This is a genomic window from Bifidobacterium sp. M0404, from assembly GCF_016101415.1.
GTDB classification, from domain to species: Bacteria; Actinomycetota; Actinomycetes; order Actinomycetales; family Bifidobacteriaceae; genus Bombiscardovia; species Bombiscardovia polysaccharolytica.
The window spans coordinates 207,213-222,457 of record NZ_JACFQP010000003.1 but is presented as its reverse complement, the minus strand read 5'-3'; the positions used below and the strand labels follow the sequence as shown (position 1 = coordinate 222,457).

Below are 15,245 nucleotides of genomic sequence, written 5' to 3'. Positions count from 1 at the left end.
GATGTGATGACACAAGCTCAAGCCAATATCGGAGTCGTGGGTCTGGCCGCCATGGGCGCCAGCCTGTCCAGGAACCTGGCACGGCACGGCAATACCGTAGCGGTCTATAACCGCCACTATTCGCGCACTGAGACCCTGATTCACGATCATGGCCAGGAGGGCCAGTTTGTCCCGGCAAAGACGCTGCAGGAGTTCGTGGCTTCGCTGACCAAGCCCCGCACGGCCATCATCATGGTCAAGGCCGGGGACCCCACCGACCAGATGATTAATGACCTGGCCGACCTGATGGAGCCGGGGGATATCATCGTGGACGCCGGCAATGCCTACTTCAAGGACACCATTCGCCGGGAGAAGGCCATCCGGGCCCGTGGGCTGCACTTCGTGGGCTGCGGCGTCTCCGGCGGCGAGCAGGGCGCCCTCTTGGGACCCTCCATGATGCCCGGCGGGACCGATGAGTCCTGGAAGACCCTGGGACCCATCCTGGAATCCATCGCAGCCAAGGTCGATGGCGAACCCTGTGTCACCCACATCGGCACCGACGGGGCGGGTCACTTCGTCAAGATGGTCCACAACGGCATCGAGTACTCAGACATGCAGGTGATCGCCGAGTCCTATGACCTGATGCGCAGGGGCCTGGGCATGGAACCCGAGGCCATCGCCCAGGTCTTCGAAGAGTGGAACCAGGGGGATCTGAACTCCTACCTGGTGCAGATCACTGCCGAGGTGCTCCACCACACTGATGCCGCCACCGGCAAGCCCTTCATCGACATCGTCACCGATCAGGCAGGCATGAAGGGCACCGGCACCTGGACCGTGCAGACCGCGCTGGACCTTGCCGTGCCCGTGACCGGCATCGGCGAGGCCGTCTTCGCCCGGGGACTTTCTTCCTCGCCCGAGCTGCGCAGCCAGGCTGCCCAGGAGGGCCTGAAGGGTCCGCAGCCCAAGGCCGTCATGGCTGATCTGGCCGCCGACCCCGAGGCCCGAAAGTCCTTCATTGAGGACATTCGCCAGGCCCTCTATGCTTCCAAGATTGTGGCTTACGCCCAGGGATTCAACGAGATGCAGGAGGGAGCTCGAGTCTATGGCTGGAAGCTGGATATGGGTGCCATCGCCCGCATCTGGCGTGGCGGCTGCATCATCCGTGCCAAGTTCCTGAACCGGATCTCCGATGCCTATGCCTCTGGCCGTGAGCCGGGCTCCCTGCTCTTCGACCCCTTCTTCAAGCAGGCTGTCGAGCAGGCTCAGGATTCATGGCGGCGTGTTGTGGCCCGTGCCACCCAGGCCGGCATCCCCATCCCCGTCTTCGCCAGCTCTCTGTCCTACTACGACGGGCTGCGTTCCGATAGGCTCCCCGCCGCCCTGATCCAGGGCCAGCGTGACCTCTTCGGCGCCCACACCTATGGGCGCGTGGACCAGCCAGGTGTCTTCCACACCCTCTGGGCCGAGGACAAGTCCGAGATCAAGCAGGACTGAACTTCTCGTCAAAATCGCAAGAGTCCGCACAGCCGCTAAGTCGGCAGTGTGGACCCTTTTATTGCCTGACGCCGAGTGGAGATTTCTATAGCACTAACTGGCGGTCGGCCGTTGTTCAAGCGGGGGCGATCATTGCTGTCCAGCAGGCAGACCAGCACTAACAGAACAGTCATCGCCTGACTAACCAGATCCTCCTTGTCGATGCTGATCGGAGCTAATAAGGGCGAAGGGGGAGTGCTATCCATAGGCATCCACTGGTTATCCGTGCGTCGGGCAGGAAGACTGGTTTATGGCCCGACACAGGTTCTTCAGGAATGGCCGGGGCGAAGTATGCCGATGTGTAATCGTGAAATCGTCTTCGCCCCCTTGGATTTCGCTGATGACGGCGCCATGGTCCAGGTCCGTCCGCAGGTGGGATCCTACTGGTACCCGACCAGGAATCCGGTTACTCCCTGACGATGGGGTGGCCGCCGAAGGCGCTGCGCAGGGCGGAGACCACCTTCATGGTCATGGGGTCCTCGATCTTGGAGGACTGGCGGGCGTAGAGTGCCGAGGTGATGGCCGGTGTGGGCACCCCCAGCTCCAGGGCGTCCGCAATCATCCATTTGGTTTCGCCAGTCTCGTCAGCCTTGCCGGCGATTTTGCTCAGGTGCGGGTCCTCTTTTAGCGCCTGGGCCAGCAAATCCAGCAGCCAGGACTGGATGACCGAGCCCTTTCGCCAGGACTCCACCACTTCGCCTGGCTCCTTGATCAGGTCGGAGGCCTCCAGGACTGCGTACCCTTCGGCCAGAGCCTGCATCATCCCGTATTCGATACCGTTGTGGACCATCTTGGCGTAGTGGCCAGCGCCGGTTCCTCCCGCGTGGACCAGACCGTAGTCGCCCTCAGGTTTCAAGGTGTCCAGGATGGGCTGGATCCGGGCCACGTCTTGATCCGATCCTCCGACCATCAAGGCGTAGCCCTTCTCCTTGCCCCAGATGCCGTTGGAGGTGCCCACATCCACCAGGCCTATGCCCTTGGCGGCCAGGGCTTGGGCGTGCTCCTGGTCCTGGGTGAAGCGGGTGTTGCCCCCATCCACGACCAGGTCGCCGCGCTCCATCAGCTCGCCAAGCTGATCGAGAGTGGACTCAATGGGCTTGCCGGCCGGGACCATGACCCAAATCACTCGTGGGGCCTCCAGCGCTTGAACCAGGGCTTGCAGGCTGTCCACATCCCTGCCCGAGTCCGGCGCGATGTCGTAGCCGACCACCTGGTGGCCACCGGTACGCAGACGGTCCGCCATGTTCTTGCCCATGCGTCCCAGGCCAATCATGCCGATCTTCATAGTGTCAGTTCCTCTCCCTTGACTGCAACAGTGTGAAGTTGACCGCGATGGTTGGTGGTCGGCCGCGGTCGGGCCGCTTTGCCGGTGCTACTGGCGGGCTGCCTGCCGGGCGCGCTCGGCCTGAACCTGGGCGGTGTGCGCCTTGACATCACACTGCAGACCCAGGGTGTCGATGACCTCTTCGGCCTCGATCTCGGGAGACATGCGCAGACCCACGTCGATGGTCAGGTGAACCTCGTCCGGTCCCAGGGGTTCCAAGTCATCGAACTGGGAGCGGAGCATCTGCGGCTTCATGAAATGCCCCTTCCGCTTGGAGAGCCGTTCCATGATGGAGTCGTAGTCCCCGCTCAGGTGGATGAAGACCACCCCAGGCATTCGCAACCGGTCACGATAGATCCGCTTCAGGGCGGAGCAGGTGACGGTTCCGGGCACTCCTCGCCGCATGTGGTCCTCGATCCAATCATGGATGCTGTCCAGCCAGGGCCAACGGTCCTGGTCGTTCAGGGGGATGCCGCGGGCCATCTTGTCGATGTTGGCCTGAGGGTGGAAGTCGTCGGCCTCGGCCATGTCCCAGCCCAGTTTGCTGCCCAGGTGCTCGTTCATGGTGGTCTTGCCGCAGCCGGCGACCCCCATGATGACCAGAACGGGTGTGCGGCCTTGGAAGTAGTCCGGGGGAACCGTGTTGTCCACTGCCGAGGGGACCTGGGGCTCCGGGTGATCTTCTGCGCTCAGTGCGTCGGAATTCTTCAACGATGTGTCGACCATGTGCAACCTTTCTGAAAAGTAATCTGACAATGACGCTCAGGCGGTGATGGGCACAAAGATGCTGGCGATCATGACCAGGACCAGAACCACTACCGACAGCAGGCATTCCAGAACTGACCAAGTCTTCAGGGTCTCACCAACGCTCAGGCCGAAGTACTCCTTGATCAGCCAGAAGCCCGCGTCGTTGAGGTGGGAGAGGAAGATTGATCCGGCGCCGATGGCGATGACCAGGAGTGTAGTGGCCGTGGAGCCCGCATGCATCATGGTCATGGCGTTGCTGAGAATGCCGGCCGTGGTCAGGATGGAGACAGTGGCCGAGCCTGTGGCGATGCGTACGAAGACGGCGATGACCCAGCCCAGCAGGAAGATGGAGATGTTGGAGTTCTCCACAAAGGTGCCGATGATCTTGCCGATGCCGGTGGAGACCAGGACGCCCTTGAAGCCACCGCCTGCGCCCACAATCAGCAGGATGCCCGCTACAGCGGGAAGCGACGCTCCCAGGGAGTCATTGACGGTCTTCCAGGAGATGCCCGAGGCGGCCTTGAGGACCAGCATGGAAACAATCAGTGCTATGGCCAGGGCCATGACCGGGTTGCCGATGAAGTTGATGGTCTGTGCCAGGCCGTCCGTGCGATCCTTGAACCCGGGAATGGCTATCTCGAAGATGGAGGTCAGCAGCATGAGGACTGCCGGCAGCAGGATGCAGCAGACCGAGAGGGCGAAGGATGGAAGCCGGGTCTCCTCCTTGCCGGCCTGCTCGCTCTTGGCCACAAAATCGGCCGGGGCTTCGATGGGGACCCAGCGGGAGGCCAGACGGGAAAAGGCCGGGCCCACGACGACCAGGGTAATCAGGGCGAAGGGGATGCCGAACATCATGGTCAGCCCCACGTTTCCGGTCTGCTTGAACTGGCTCAGGGCTGCCAGGGGGCCGGGGTGAGGAGGCACACAGGCGTGCATGATGGACAGGCCTGCCAGGGTGGGGATGGCCACACGCATCAGGGGAAGCTTGGTGCGGCGGGCCACCAGAATGATGACCGGGACCAGAATTACCAGGCCGACTTCGAAGAACATGGGCAGGCCGATCAGGGCGCCGATCAGGGCCATGATCCATGGGATGGTGGCGGGCTTGGACTTGGCGACCAGGGTGTTGACCACCTGGTCAGTGGCTCCGGTGTCCATGAGGACCTTGCCGATCATGGCTCCCAGACCGATCAAAATGCCCACGGAGCCCATGGTGGAGCCGAACTCGCCGGTAAAGCTGGTCAGGGTGGCCACGGGGCCGTAGCCAGAACCGATGCCGACCACCAGGGCGGCACCCAGCAGTGAGACAAAGGGATGAAGTTTGACGACAGTGACTAGGAAGATGAGCACCGCCAGGCTGAGCACCAGGCTGATGCCCAATTGGGTGGTGTTCAGGGAAACGGCCTGACTCGCCGCCAGGGTTAGGTACCCGTCGGCTGTCGGCTGCGACGCTAAAAGCATGGCTGCCTCTTCTCTGAGGATGCGAGCCGTTCAGCCTGAACAGCTTCCCGGCTCTTATTTTTGCATTACATAATATCGACAGTGTGATATTACGTATGCCTTAACAGACAGTATTTTACACGAATCTGTGACGGATTGGAAGACGGCATGCTAAGAGGCAGGATTGAGTCTCAAATTATTTACATATCACTCTGATCCCATTAGGAATGAGCCAGGTTGCTAGAGTGGAATTCGTGAAAAACGCGAGGAAACCTGATGACGAAACGGCTGCAGAAGGCACCCTGCATGATCGGCTGCTGGATCAGTGGGGGGCGGCCATCGTAGATGGCACCATCGCTCCGGGAGACCGGCTGCCCGCCCCCGACCTGGATAGCCAGAGGCCTTCGCGCACGGTCACCCGCGAGGTCACCAGGGTTCTTGAGGCCATGGGTCTGGTCACTGTCAAACGCAAGGTCGGTGCCACAGTCAATCCTCGTCAACTCTGGAATATTTATGATCCGCAGGTGATCGAGTGGAGACTGCGCGGACCTGACCGGGGACGGACCTTGCATGAGCTGTCTGAGCTCAGGGCATGCGTTGAGCCCATGGCTGCCCAGCTGGCGGCCGGCAACGCTGATCAGGATCAATGGGCGAAGCTGACGCGGGCCGCCATTGATATGGTGGCCAACGCTGACCGGGCCGACGGGCCGGACTATCTTCGGGCTGACGAAACGTTTCATCGAACCCTGCTTGAGGCATCGGGCAACGCTATGTTCGCGGCCTTGGGCGATGTGATTGCATCAGTGCTGTCTGGGCGAACCCGGCATGAGCTTATGCCCAGGAAGGCCGATGAGAAAGCGTTGCGGTTGCATGGCGACGTGGCTGCACTGATACGTCGGGGCGATGCAGAGGGGGCCCGCCACGCTATGGATTGGATCGTTGACGAATCCGATCGGGCTGTCGAACAAATGACAAGAAAGGACTCCGAAGACTCCGCTCCTGCTGCGGATAAGGAATCTTCGGAGTCCTGAGATCTGTAGAGGCTCTTGGTGCAGAAGGCTCAGTTCAGTTTCGAGGCGGCATCAGCGTCCAGGAGCCAGAGGGTCTCCAGAGTGCCCCTGGCATAAGAGGAGGGGACATGGGGATCGTCTGTGGTTCCCAGAGCGGCAGCGACGGCCGAAGCCTTCTCAGCGGTTGAGGTGAACAGCCAGACCTTGGGGGTCCGGCGGATGAATGGCGTGGTCATGGTGACCCTGAGCGGGGGCAGCTTGGGGGAGTTGCTGACACCCGTCACCAGCAGATCGTCGTCCTGCAGCCTGACCTCAGGACGGTCGGGGAAGAGGGAGGCATAGTGTCCGTCAGGGCCCACGCCAAAGACAGCCAGATCCATCCGGCCCTCAGGGCCCAGTTGGTCGATAATCTCCTGCTGATACGTGGCTGCCGCCTGGGTTAGAGCCCGTTCGTTCCCCTCTTGATCGGCGGCTTCAACCTGAGCTGGGCTGCGAGTGTCCACGGGCATGGAGTGTACGTTGGCCTGCGGCAGCAGCCCCTGGTCGATCAGCGAGTCATACCAGGCCCGCCGTGCCTGTTCGTCGTTGCGGTCCGGGTCTTCCAGGCCCACGAACCGCTCATCGCTCCACCAGAGGTGGACCCGGCTCCAGTCCACGCTCTGGCTCAGGGGATCAGCACCCATCAGGGCATAGACATCCGCCGCATCTCGCCCGCCGGTCAGCGCCAGGTCGGCCCGGTCCTGACGGGCCAGAAGGTCTCCCAGCTCCAGCAGGATGCGGGCTGCTGTAGCTTGGTTGAGCAGCTCGGTTGTGGCATAGGTAACGATACGACGCTCGGTCATCTGATCCTCCTCGCATGCAGGTGATGCTTGCCTCAGCCTACACCCCTGCGCTTGCATATGAATTCAGTCGCTGCCTGGGCCTACTGGTGGTCGACCATTCCCCAGCCGGTGTGGATGACCTCCTGATAGACCTCGTCAGGATCCAACCGACCCAGTTCCTCGCTCATGCAGTCCACAGCGGTGCGCAGGGGCATGGAGATGGTCTGTGAAGCTTGTCCAGGTTGGTTGATTCGGGCCTGGTCATCATTGTGGCGCTCCATGCTCATGACTCCGTCAGGGCGTTCGAAGTAGACGCCGGTGACGGCCTGGGCCTTCGGATCGCGCTCGACGGTGACCGGCACCTTAAGTTTCAGTGCCAGCCAGGAGGCCAAGAGCTCCAATGGCAGGTAGTGGGCCTGGCCGGTCACCCTGACCGAACGGATGGGCAGGTGGGGCGGCTGCTGCACCATTGAGGTCAGCTGTGCCCGCCAGATGGTGATCCTGGTCCAGGACAGGTCCACGTCCTGAGCGCGCGAATGTGCCAGCAGCCCAGCGAAGGCAGCCTGACGATCGTCGGCCTCCATGGCATCAGTGATTCTGCTTGCGGCCATGGTTCCGATGGAATCCTGCGAGGGATCCAGTGGCGGATTGGTAGGCCACCAAACCACCAGAGGGGCATCAGGCACCAGGAGGGGGATGACCAGAGCATCTGAATGGTTCAGCAGAGCCCCCACTGGTCGCAGGACCACTACCTCGCCGGCACCGGCATCCGAGCCGAAGCGGATCTCGGCATCCAGTGTGCGGTCGCCGTCATGGTCGGTGTTCTTGTAGGAGACGCAGTCTTCAGAGGACTGTGCTGCAGCGAACTTCTGATCCGCTTCCTGCTCGGCCTGATGGTCTTCGGCGTCGGTCACCATGGCGATAACCCGGCAGGGGTGTTCACGGCTTGCGGCGTTTACGGTTTCCAGGGCCGTCTCCAGATGGGCCTGCTCGGTGACGATGACCAGGGTCAGCACCCGTCCCTGGGCCGCCTCTCCCCGCTCTACGTGGAGCTCGTCAATCTCCCGGGCGATGGCGGAGGTGGTGGTGTTGTTCAGTCTGACGATCATGGCATCCTCCAGTGGTATCCGTCGCGGGCAAGCATCAGATCTGCCTCCCGCGGACCCCAGGTGCCGGCGCGGTAGGGCTGGGGTTGGCCCTGTCCGGCCCAGAACTCCTCGATGGGGTCCAGAATCTTCCAGGACAGATTGACCTCCTCGGTGGTGGGGAAGAGGGGCGGGTCTCCCAGGAGCACGTCCAGGATCAGCCGCTCATAGGCCTCCGGGGAGGCCTCGGTGAAGGAACGCCCATAGGAGAAGTCCATGTTGACGTCACGCACCTCCATGGCCGAGCCAGGGGTCTTGGCCCCGAAACGCAGGGTCACGCCCTCATCAGGCTGTACGCGGATGACCACGGCGTTGGCGCCCAGTTCCCGGGTGGCTGTGGCTTCGAAGGGCAGGTGGGGGGCACGCTTGAAGACGATGGCGATCTCGCTGACCCGCTTGCCCAGGCGCTTGCCTGTCCGCAGGTAGAAGGGGACGCCGGCCCAGCGGCGGGTGTCCACATCCAGCCTGATGGCCGCGTAGGTTTCGGTAGTGGAGGAGGGATCGATCCCGTCCTCGTCCAGGTAGCCGACCACGTGCTGGGAGCCCTGCCAACCGGCTGTGTACTGGCCTCGAGCGGTGTGGGCCGCCAGGTCCTTGGGAAGGTGGACAGCTGAGAGGATCTTGGTCTTTTCAGCCGTCAGATCTGAAGCCGAGAAGGAGACCGGCTCCTCCATGGCCGTCAGGGCCATCAGCTGCAGGAGGTGGTTCTGGATGACATCCCGGGCTGCTCCGATTCCGTCGTAGTAGCCGGCCCTGCCGCCGATGCCCATGTCCTCGGCCATGGTGATCTGCACGTGGGAAACGTAGTTGGAGTTCCAGACCGGCTCGAACATCATGTTGGCAAAGCGCAAGGCCAGGATGTTCTGCACGGTCTCCTTGCCCAGATAGTGGTCGATGCGGAAGACCGAATCCGGCTCGAAGACCTCGGAGACCACTCGGTCCAGCGCCTTGGCCGAGGCCAGGTCGTGACCGAAGGGTTTCTCGATGATGACACGGCGCCAGGCCCCTTGGGTGGAGTGGGAGAGCCCCGACTCGGCCAGCTGACGGGCCACCTGGGGGAAGGCCTTGGGCGGCACCGACATGTAGAAAGCATGGTTGCCACGGGTGCCACGGACCCGGTCCAGCTCAGAGACGGTGGCCGACAGGTGGCGGAAGGCCTCGGCATCGTCGAAGCTGCCTTTGACGAAGCGCATGCCCTGGCTCAGATGTCGCCAGGTGGATTCGTTGAAGGGGGTGCGGCAGTGGGCGCGGACGTTCTCCTCCGCAAAGGCGACGAATTGCTGGTCGCTCCAGTCGCGCCGTCCGAATCCGATCAGCCCGAAGCTGGCTGGCAACAGTCCCCGGTTGGCCAGGTCATAGACGGCCGGCAAGAGCTTTTTCTTGGCCAGATCGCCGGTGACGCCGAAAATGACCAATGAGCTGGGTCCTGCGATGCGCGGCATGCGCAGATCGCGCGGGTCCAGCAAGGGGTTGTGCCAGGGCGCCTGTCGGCCGCCGTCCTCGTCGGGGGGAGTGGGCTGGTCGGCGGAGCGCGCAAGTGGTGAAGTGTCCATAGTGCTCCTCGTGAAATACCGTGGCTCCCAGTGTACTGTCGGCAGCAGAAGGGCAGGGCTGATTATCCGCTGAAGTGTGCAGAAGCGTCGCAAAGGTCACATTTGCGGCAAGGATCCCTAGAATGGTCGGTATGATTCCCAATGTTCCCATGGCTGAGGCCCTGCATCGTCAGTATGCGCCCTCCCAAGCCGCCTATGAACTGATACACACCCACTGCCAGATCATTGCTGCGCTCGCGGTGCGCATGACCGACCAGGTCAACGAGCGCCTGTCGCGTGGTGATGACCCTGACAGGGTCCTGCCCGAGCGGCCGTTGGACCGTGACCTGGTCCGCATAGGTGCCCTGCTGCATGACATCGGCACCTATCGGATCCTCAAGGACGACGGTTCTCAGGGCCGGCCCCTGACCTTCCAGGGCGAGCGGTACATTGAGCACGGTCTGGAGGGCTATCATCTGCTGCTGGACGCTGGTGTGGACGAGTCGGTGGCCCAGTTCGCCCGCAACCATACCGGGGTGGGGCTGACCCGCCGCCAGGTGGAGGAGGAGCATCTGAACCTGCCGCCGGACGACTACCTGCCGGTCAACCCTGAGCAGGAGGTGGTCATGTATGCGGACAAGTTCCACAGCAAGCACCAGCCGCCTATCTTCGTCTCCGAGCCCACTGCCGCCAAGCGCACTGCCAAATATGGTCCCGACAATCTGGCCCGTTGGAGGCAACTGGTGGCCCGATACGGGGTGCCGGACCTGCAGCCCCTGGCTAAGTACTACGGCATGACCATCGTCTGATCCGGCCGGGTCGACCCCCAGGAACTGCGGAAACGACCAGCGAATTCGCGCGCCATCCACGGGTCTGGTTGATAGGGGTCGACTGGATCGGTCCGGCAGTCCGCGACGGCTTTCAGGAAAGAGATCATGCCCTGTGGCCCGTAAGCGTAAGGGGCTGCGCACCAGACCGGGTTTCCCTCCAAAATCAGCGGCCGATCCGACCCACGGAGGAAGGCCAGGTCCACGCTGATTGGAGCAGAAGATCGACCATTGGCTGCCTGGAGGGCGCAGTCCTCGGCGATTGTTCGGTGTTTGGGATCGAAAACTGCACCGTCAAAAATCGTGGTGATGGCCCTAGAGCCCTCACCTTCATGCAGGCAGTATCCGCTGGATGCTGCAATCCGTCCCTTGTTGATGATGACCCGCCACTCCTCTTGGATATCGGGCAGGTGGGTCTGGATGCGAATCAACGATTGCGCAGGGGCCGTCCGCAGCTTGCTCTGCAGATCTTCAAGGTTTCGCCGGGCTGCAGGCAGGCCCGATACACGACCGACGGCCAGCTGCGACCAGGGGCGCTGCCCCAAGCCCGATGGTAGTCGGCGCCAGGCCAGAATGGTTTCGGCCGTTACAGTCAGAATTCTGCGTCCGGTCAGGGACTGGTCCAGATCATCCAGCCACATGGTCGGTGGGGCTGACAGGGCCCATGAGGGACGGCCGTGGGATACCAGCCAGGCGTTCTGGGCGATCAGCAGCCCTGGGGTGATCCATATGGCTTCCTTGATGCCGACTTCCCGAATGGGTCCGAATCCATGGTGATGGTGCAGAATGATTCCCCGTTGCAGATGTGGGTCCTTGTTGCACAAATCGATTTGTTCGGCCATGACCCGGGGTATCCACTCCTCATGGGTGATGACCGAACAAATCAGTGCAGTGCCATCCGTCTTCGGTCCGGAAGGCTGAGGCTCAATCGACGATGAATCGGTCGTCGTAGGTGCCCTCGTCTACAGTGTCCGAACCGCCCGAGGTCAGGATGATCACGGTGCAGTCATGACGGCGGGAGACCCGCTTCAGGGTGGCCAGCAGGGTATCCCAATCGCCCGGCTCCAGCCCTTCGGTGGGTTCGTCGGCGATAAGCACATCGCACTCGCAGCACAGGGCTCGGGCCACGGAGGCCAGGCGGAAGTCCAGGTGGCCCAGATCAGCGGTCAGTTTGTCCTGCAGACGCTCCGGGAAGCCGACCTCGTCCAGCAGTTGACGGGCCAGATTGTCCTTGGGGCCCAGGAAGGTGCGCCCGCTGGCATCCATGGTGTAAACAAGATTCTGCACAGCGGTCAGGTCGTGCCTCAGGGCATCGGTGCCAAAGATGGCCCCAATTTGGTGGCCCCGATAGTCGGAGGCCAGCAACTGGCGCAGATCTGTGCCCCGGAAGAGCACACTGCCCTGGGTGGGGGCGCGCAGGCCAGTCATCAAGGCCATCATGGCGGCTCGTACGGAAGGGGAGGTGGTCTCCACCGAGTAGATGCGGCGACGCTGGAATTCCAGATCGACATCGTCCAGGATCTGTTCGGGGCGACCCTGGATCTTGCGCGTGTAATCCACGTGCTTCAGGGAAAGCACCGGGTAGCCTCCAGGAACCAGCACCCGTTGGTCATCGGTATCCAACAGCGGGTCCTCTTCCTGATCGTCATCGGAATCTTCGGTATCTTCATGCTCGATGACCACTTTGAAGGCAGCCAGCGCGGCATCTTCTTCCGAAGAATCATCCTCCTCGGTCTTTTTGTCTGTCTGAGTGGTTGCTTCTTCCTTGGATTCCGTTTCCGTCTCCGACCCTGTGCTGGGTTCGGACATGGGTTCGGCGTTGGTGCTCTCGTCGGCTGTTTGCTCAGCTTCGGCCCTTGTCTGAGCGGCTTGCTTCTGATCGGTCTGTTTCTGATCAGTAGTTGCCTGGGACTCTTCGTCTGGTTGCTGGTCCGATGTCTTTTCGCTCATGCCTCGTCCTCCAGGTCGTTGGTGTATAGCTGGGCGGTTCTGAAGGCCGCTACTCTGGCGGCTGCTGCCAGAGCGATGACCAGGCAGGCGGCCAGGCCAATCAGGATTATCTTCCAGATCAGGCCAGCATGAGGCATGCTGGCCAGGCTCCCCAGATGGAAGAGCGACCGCCCCAGCGGCCGACTGATCGCGGTGCCCAGCGCCAGGCCCAGGGCCAGTCCGGGCAGGGTGAGCAAGAGGGTCTCCAAGGCGAACTGCCAGCCCAGCCGGGCCTTGTGGACACCGATGGTGATGGCCATGCCGATTTCGTTGGTGCGGCCGTGCAGCATGAGGAATAGGCAACCCAGCAGAATCAGCCCGCCCAGCAGGCAGACCAGGATGACGACAGTTCGCGCCTGGTCGGCAGCCTGGTGGACCGGCTCCATCCGCCGCTGATAGTCCTTCAGGCTGGGAGAGTCTATGTCGTACTGCGAGGCCTTGAGCCCGTCCTTACGGAGCTCCTTGATGAACTTTTGGTAGGTGCTCGGCGAATCCAGGACGAAGGCCACCAGCAGCTCATGGCCAGGGTCACCGGGTTTGCTGGCCGTATCCAACCCCAGCATGGCAAAGGTGGGATAGGCCGTGTAGATGGCCCGGTTGGCTGCCTGGTCGGCGGCCTTGCGGTAGTGATAGATGCCCGAGACGGTCAGCTTGACCTGCTGATCCTGCTGGCGGGGATCCTTGATGGTCAGGGTGTCGCCCACCTTGAGCTTGTTAGCCTGTGCCATCTGCTTGGAGATCAGCACGGTCTGGGTGCCGGAGGTATTCTGCGAGGCGTAGTCCAGCCCCTTGCCCTGGTCCAGCACGAAGGGACCATGAGGCAGGGTGGACTCGGCCTGCTTGTCGGAGACGCCCACCAGGGAGTAAGTGCCTGACTGGGTCAGTCCCTCTGGGTTGATGTCGGCGGTCTCGTGGAAGTAGGCCTTGTACTGCATGCCATCCATCTGCAGGCGCTGGGCGTACTTGGAATACTCGTTCCAGCCCAGGGGGGAGGCCTTGGTCCCCTTGCGCGGGCTGATGACGGCATCCACCTGTTGGGATTCGTAGTCTGTGGTACGTGCCTTGGTGTCAGCCTGGAGCACGGTGGCCGCTGTCGTGGCCAGCGCCGCCACGACCAGGCAGACCAGAACCGTGACCAGGCTCCGCGCCGCATGCCGCCTGATGGTGAACCAGGCGTTCTTGAGAACGAACATGACACCCTTCCTGATAGCGTTTCCAGGGATGACCTGGCGGCCCGCGATGGCGGGCCTTAAGTTCGGTCGTCGTCCTCCAGTCTAGCCAGGGACGTTCCCAAGCTAGCGGTGAGAACTTGGAGCTTGCTGAATGTCTCGATCGGCCTCTGGCTGCTCGGCGTGGGAGAAGTTGCGCACCTTCAGGGAGACGGCCAGAGCAGCCAGGATCAGCACCAGGGTGAATATCAATCCATAGTGGGTGCCTCTGGTGAAGGCCTGGGCTTTATCCACTCCGGCTGCCTGACCCTCGCCCATGGCCAGCAGGGAGGTGGTGATGGCTGTAGCCACGGCTCCCACAATCTGCTGCATGGTGTTGATGATGGTGCTCCCGTCGCCGGACTGCGGGCCACTCAGAGAGTTGAGCGCGTAGGTCTGTGCTGGCGACATGGCCAAGGGGCAGCCGATCATGAGGATGATGTGGGCTGCCACCACCAGGGCCACAGGGGTGTGCGGGCCGGTGAACAGGAGGATGATCGTTCCCAACAGTGCGATAAGAAATCCGCAGCGGACGGGCATACGAGCCCCGAAGCCGTCGTAGAGCCGGCCGGCGAAGGCCGAGACCAGGGCGTTGATGGCCCCGCCGGGCAGCATGAGGATGCCGGTCATGGCCACGGGCAGGAGCAGCCCACGCTGCAGGAACTGAGGCAGCAGATACATGGAGGAGAGGATGACTGCGAAGTCCAACATGACCAGGGTGGCGCCGTAGCGGAAGGCCGGGATGGAGAAGATGCGCAGGTTGAGCACCGGGTGTTCCAGGCCCAACTGACGACGAATATAGAGGACCAGGGCTACTAGGGCCACGACCAGAATGGTCAGGGTGACCGGGGAGAGCCATCCGAACCGGCTGGCAAGGCTGACACCTGCCACCAGTCCGCCGAAGCCGACAATGGATTCCAGAATGGAGGCCAGATCGGGCCGCTGGTGGGTGATGGTGCCAACGTTCTTCAGGAAGCAGACGGCGAAGATCAGGGCCACCACCAGGAAGGGGGTGAAGAACCAGAAGATCCAGTGCCAGGTCAGCTTGCCCAGGATGATCCCGGTCAGGGTCGGGCCGATGGCGGGGGCGAACATGATGACCAAGGCGCACATGCCCATGACCGTGCCCAGTCGCGCCGGCGGGAAGATCAGCATGGCCACGGTGAACATGAGCGGCAGGATCAGGCCCGTGCCGATGCCCTGGATTAGCCGTCCAGCCAACAGGACAGGGAAGGTGGGTGCCATGGCCGAGATCACCGAGCCCGCCAGGAAGGCGACCAGACCGAAGATTACGGTCTGCCTGGTGGTGAACCACTTGGAGATCAGGCTGGAGAAGGGCAGGACGATGCCGATGACCAGCATGTACCCAGTCACCAGCCATTGCACGGTGGCAGCGGGGATTTGGAAGCTCTCCATCAGGTTGGGCAGGGCGATATTGAGCGAGGTTTCGCTCAGCATGCCCACGAAGGCCCCGATCATCAGCGCGGCGATGGCCGGCCAGGGGTGTGGGACGGCCGGTCGTGACCGGTGAACGGAGGCAGAGGTGGACGTGTTTTGCACGATAATGATCTCCTTCTTCAGACAAACAGCACGCCATCTTAGGGAGGCGGCAATTTTTTCGTAAGTCGGCATGTCTACTCGCTTCGCCGAAGGCGTGCCGCGTCGGGATGGAAAAGGTTATGCTCGGGAA

At 62.3% G+C, this 15,245-nt stretch carries 12 protein-coding genes and 1 pseudogene; 3 read left to right on the top strand and 10 right to left on the bottom strand.

Translation table 11 applies throughout. The annotated features are described in order from the left end of the window. Positions 1 to 6 precede the first annotated feature (6 nt). On the top strand, positions 7 to 1,473 hold the full coding sequence (gene gndA / locus H3T93_RS07775; RefSeq protein ID WP_046322323.1) for an NADP-dependent phosphogluconate dehydrogenase: 1,467 nt from the start codon (positions 7 to 9) through the stop codon (positions 1,471 to 1,473). A gap of 445 nt (positions 1,474 to 1,918) precedes the next feature. Here the strand turns inward: gndA and gnd are convergent. The 3 genes and pseudogenes from gnd to H3T93_RS07755 all read right to left on the bottom strand — a co-directional run. Next, positions 1,919 to 2,830: pseudogene (gene gnd / locus H3T93_RS07765) on the bottom strand (phosphogluconate dehydrogenase (NAD(+)-dependent, decarboxylating)); the annotation flags it as partial. Positions 2,831 to 2,884: 54 nt separating this feature from the next. Then, on the bottom strand, positions 2,885 to 3,562 hold the full coding sequence (locus tag H3T93_RS07760) for a gluconokinase (protein ID WP_082097679.1): 678 nt from the start codon (positions 3,560 to 3,562) through the stop codon (positions 2,885 to 2,887). A gap of 36 nt (positions 3,563 to 3,598) precedes the next feature. Then, positions 3,599 to 5,044, bottom strand: a complete 1,446-nt coding sequence (locus tag H3T93_RS07755; RefSeq protein ID WP_144178202.1) for a GntP family permease — start codon at positions 5,042 to 5,044, stop codon at positions 3,599 to 3,601. A 233-nt stretch (positions 5,045 to 5,277) separates the two neighbouring features. Here H3T93_RS07755 and H3T93_RS09170 point away from each other — a divergent pair, with 233 nt between their 5' ends. Continuing rightward, on the top strand, positions 5,278 to 6,054 hold the full coding sequence (locus H3T93_RS09170) for a FadR/GntR family transcriptional regulator (protein ID WP_198207554.1): 777 nt from the start codon (positions 5,278 to 5,280) through the stop codon (positions 6,052 to 6,054). A gap of 29 nt (positions 6,055 to 6,083) precedes the next feature. On the opposite strand, the gene pgl is transcribed toward H3T93_RS09170, so the two are convergent. The 3 genes from pgl to zwf all read right to left on the bottom strand — a co-directional run bounded on the left by pgl (position 6,084) and on the right by zwf (position 9,441). Then, a complete protein-coding gene (pgl, locus tag H3T93_RS07745; RefSeq protein ID WP_144178198.1) occupies positions 6,084 to 6,875 on the bottom strand; it encodes a 6-phosphogluconolactonase in 792 nt (263 codons plus the stop codon). A gap of 80 nt (positions 6,876 to 6,955) precedes the next feature. Further along, the gene (locus H3T93_RS07740; protein WP_110424791.1) at positions 6,956 to 7,963 is read right to left on the bottom strand and encodes a glucose-6-phosphate dehydrogenase assembly protein OpcA; all 1,008 of its coding nucleotides are present in this window, start codon (positions 7,961 to 7,963) and stop codon (positions 6,956 to 6,958) included. Beyond that, on the bottom strand, positions 7,960 to 9,441 hold the full coding sequence (gene zwf, locus H3T93_RS07735; protein ID WP_232346906.1) for a glucose-6-phosphate dehydrogenase: 1,482 nt from the start codon (positions 9,439 to 9,441) through the stop codon (positions 7,960 to 7,962). The genes H3T93_RS07740 and zwf overlap by 4 nt, the downstream gene beginning before the upstream one ends. A gap of 233 nt (positions 9,442 to 9,674) precedes the next feature. Between zwf and H3T93_RS07730 the strand changes: the two genes are divergently transcribed. Then, positions 9,675 to 10,340 (top strand): HD domain-containing protein, encoded by a 666-nt coding sequence (locus H3T93_RS07730; RefSeq protein ID WP_046322331.1) that lies wholly within the window; start codon positions 9,675 to 9,677, stop codon positions 10,338 to 10,340. Here the strand turns inward: H3T93_RS07730 and H3T93_RS07725 are convergent. The 4 genes from H3T93_RS07725 to H3T93_RS07710 all read right to left on the bottom strand — a co-directional run bounded on the left by H3T93_RS07725 (position 10,319) and on the right by H3T93_RS07710 (position 15,115). Beyond that, a complete protein-coding gene (locus H3T93_RS07725; RefSeq protein WP_144178197.1) occupies positions 10,319 to 11,200 on the bottom strand; it encodes a hypothetical protein in 882 nt (293 codons plus the stop codon). The two genes, H3T93_RS07730 and H3T93_RS07725, sit on opposite strands and share 22 nt — an antisense overlap. Positions 11,201 to 11,282: 82 nt before the next feature. Next, positions 11,283 to 12,308, bottom strand: coding sequence for an ATP-binding cassette domain-containing protein (locus H3T93_RS07720; protein WP_144178196.1), 1,026 nt, complete (start codon positions 12,306 to 12,308; stop codon positions 11,283 to 11,285). Further along, positions 12,305 to 13,540 (bottom strand): FtsX-like permease family protein, encoded by a 1,236-nt coding sequence (locus tag H3T93_RS07715; RefSeq protein ID WP_144178195.1) that lies wholly within the window; start codon positions 13,538 to 13,540, stop codon positions 12,305 to 12,307. The genes H3T93_RS07720 and H3T93_RS07715 overlap by 4 nt, the downstream gene beginning before the upstream one ends. 102 nt (positions 13,541 to 13,642) lie before the next feature. Beyond that, positions 13,643 to 15,115, bottom strand: a complete 1,473-nt coding sequence (locus H3T93_RS07710) for a DHA2 family efflux MFS transporter permease subunit (RefSeq protein WP_144178188.1) — start codon at positions 15,113 to 15,115, stop codon at positions 13,643 to 13,645. Positions 15,116 to 15,245 lie beyond the last annotated feature (130 nt).

What these genes read in the sequence shown, in the direction of transcription:
- gndA (WP_046322323.1), top strand. Translation starts at nt 7, where the DNA reads ATGACACAAGCTCAAGCCAATATCGGAGTCGTGGGTCTGGCCGCCATG.
- H3T93_RS07760 (WP_082097679.1), bottom strand. Translation starts at nt 3,562, where the DNA reads ATGGTCGACACATCGTTGAAGAATTCCGACGCACTGAGCGCAGAAGAT.
- H3T93_RS07755 (WP_144178202.1), bottom strand. Translation starts at nt 5,044, where the DNA reads ATGCTTTTAGCGTCGCAGCCGACAGCCGACGGGTACCTAACCCTGGCG.
- pgl (WP_144178198.1), bottom strand. Translation starts at nt 6,875, where the DNA reads ATGACCGAGCGTCGTATCGTTACCTATGCCACAACCGAGCTGCTCAAC.
- H3T93_RS07740 (WP_110424791.1), bottom strand. Translation starts at nt 7,963, where the DNA reads ATGATCGTCAGACTGAACAACACCACCACCTCCGCCATCGCCCGGGAG.
- zwf (WP_232346906.1), bottom strand. Translation starts at nt 9,441, where the DNA reads ATGCCGCGCATCGCAGGACCCAGCTCATTGGTCATTTTCGGCGTCACC.
- H3T93_RS07730 (WP_046322331.1), top strand. Translation starts at nt 9,675, where the DNA reads ATGGTCGGTATGATTCCCAATGTTCCCATGGCTGAGGCCCTGCATCGT.
- H3T93_RS07725 (WP_144178197.1), bottom strand. Translation starts at nt 11,200, where the DNA reads ATGGCCGAACAAATCGATTTGTGCAACAAGGACCCACATCTGCAACGG.
- H3T93_RS07720 (WP_144178196.1), bottom strand. Translation starts at nt 12,308, where the DNA reads ATGAGCGAAAAGACATCGGACCAGCAACCAGACGAAGAGTCCCAGGCA.
- H3T93_RS07715 (WP_144178195.1), bottom strand. Translation starts at nt 13,540, where the DNA reads ATGTTCGTTCTCAAGAACGCCTGGTTCACCATCAGGCGGCATGCGGCG.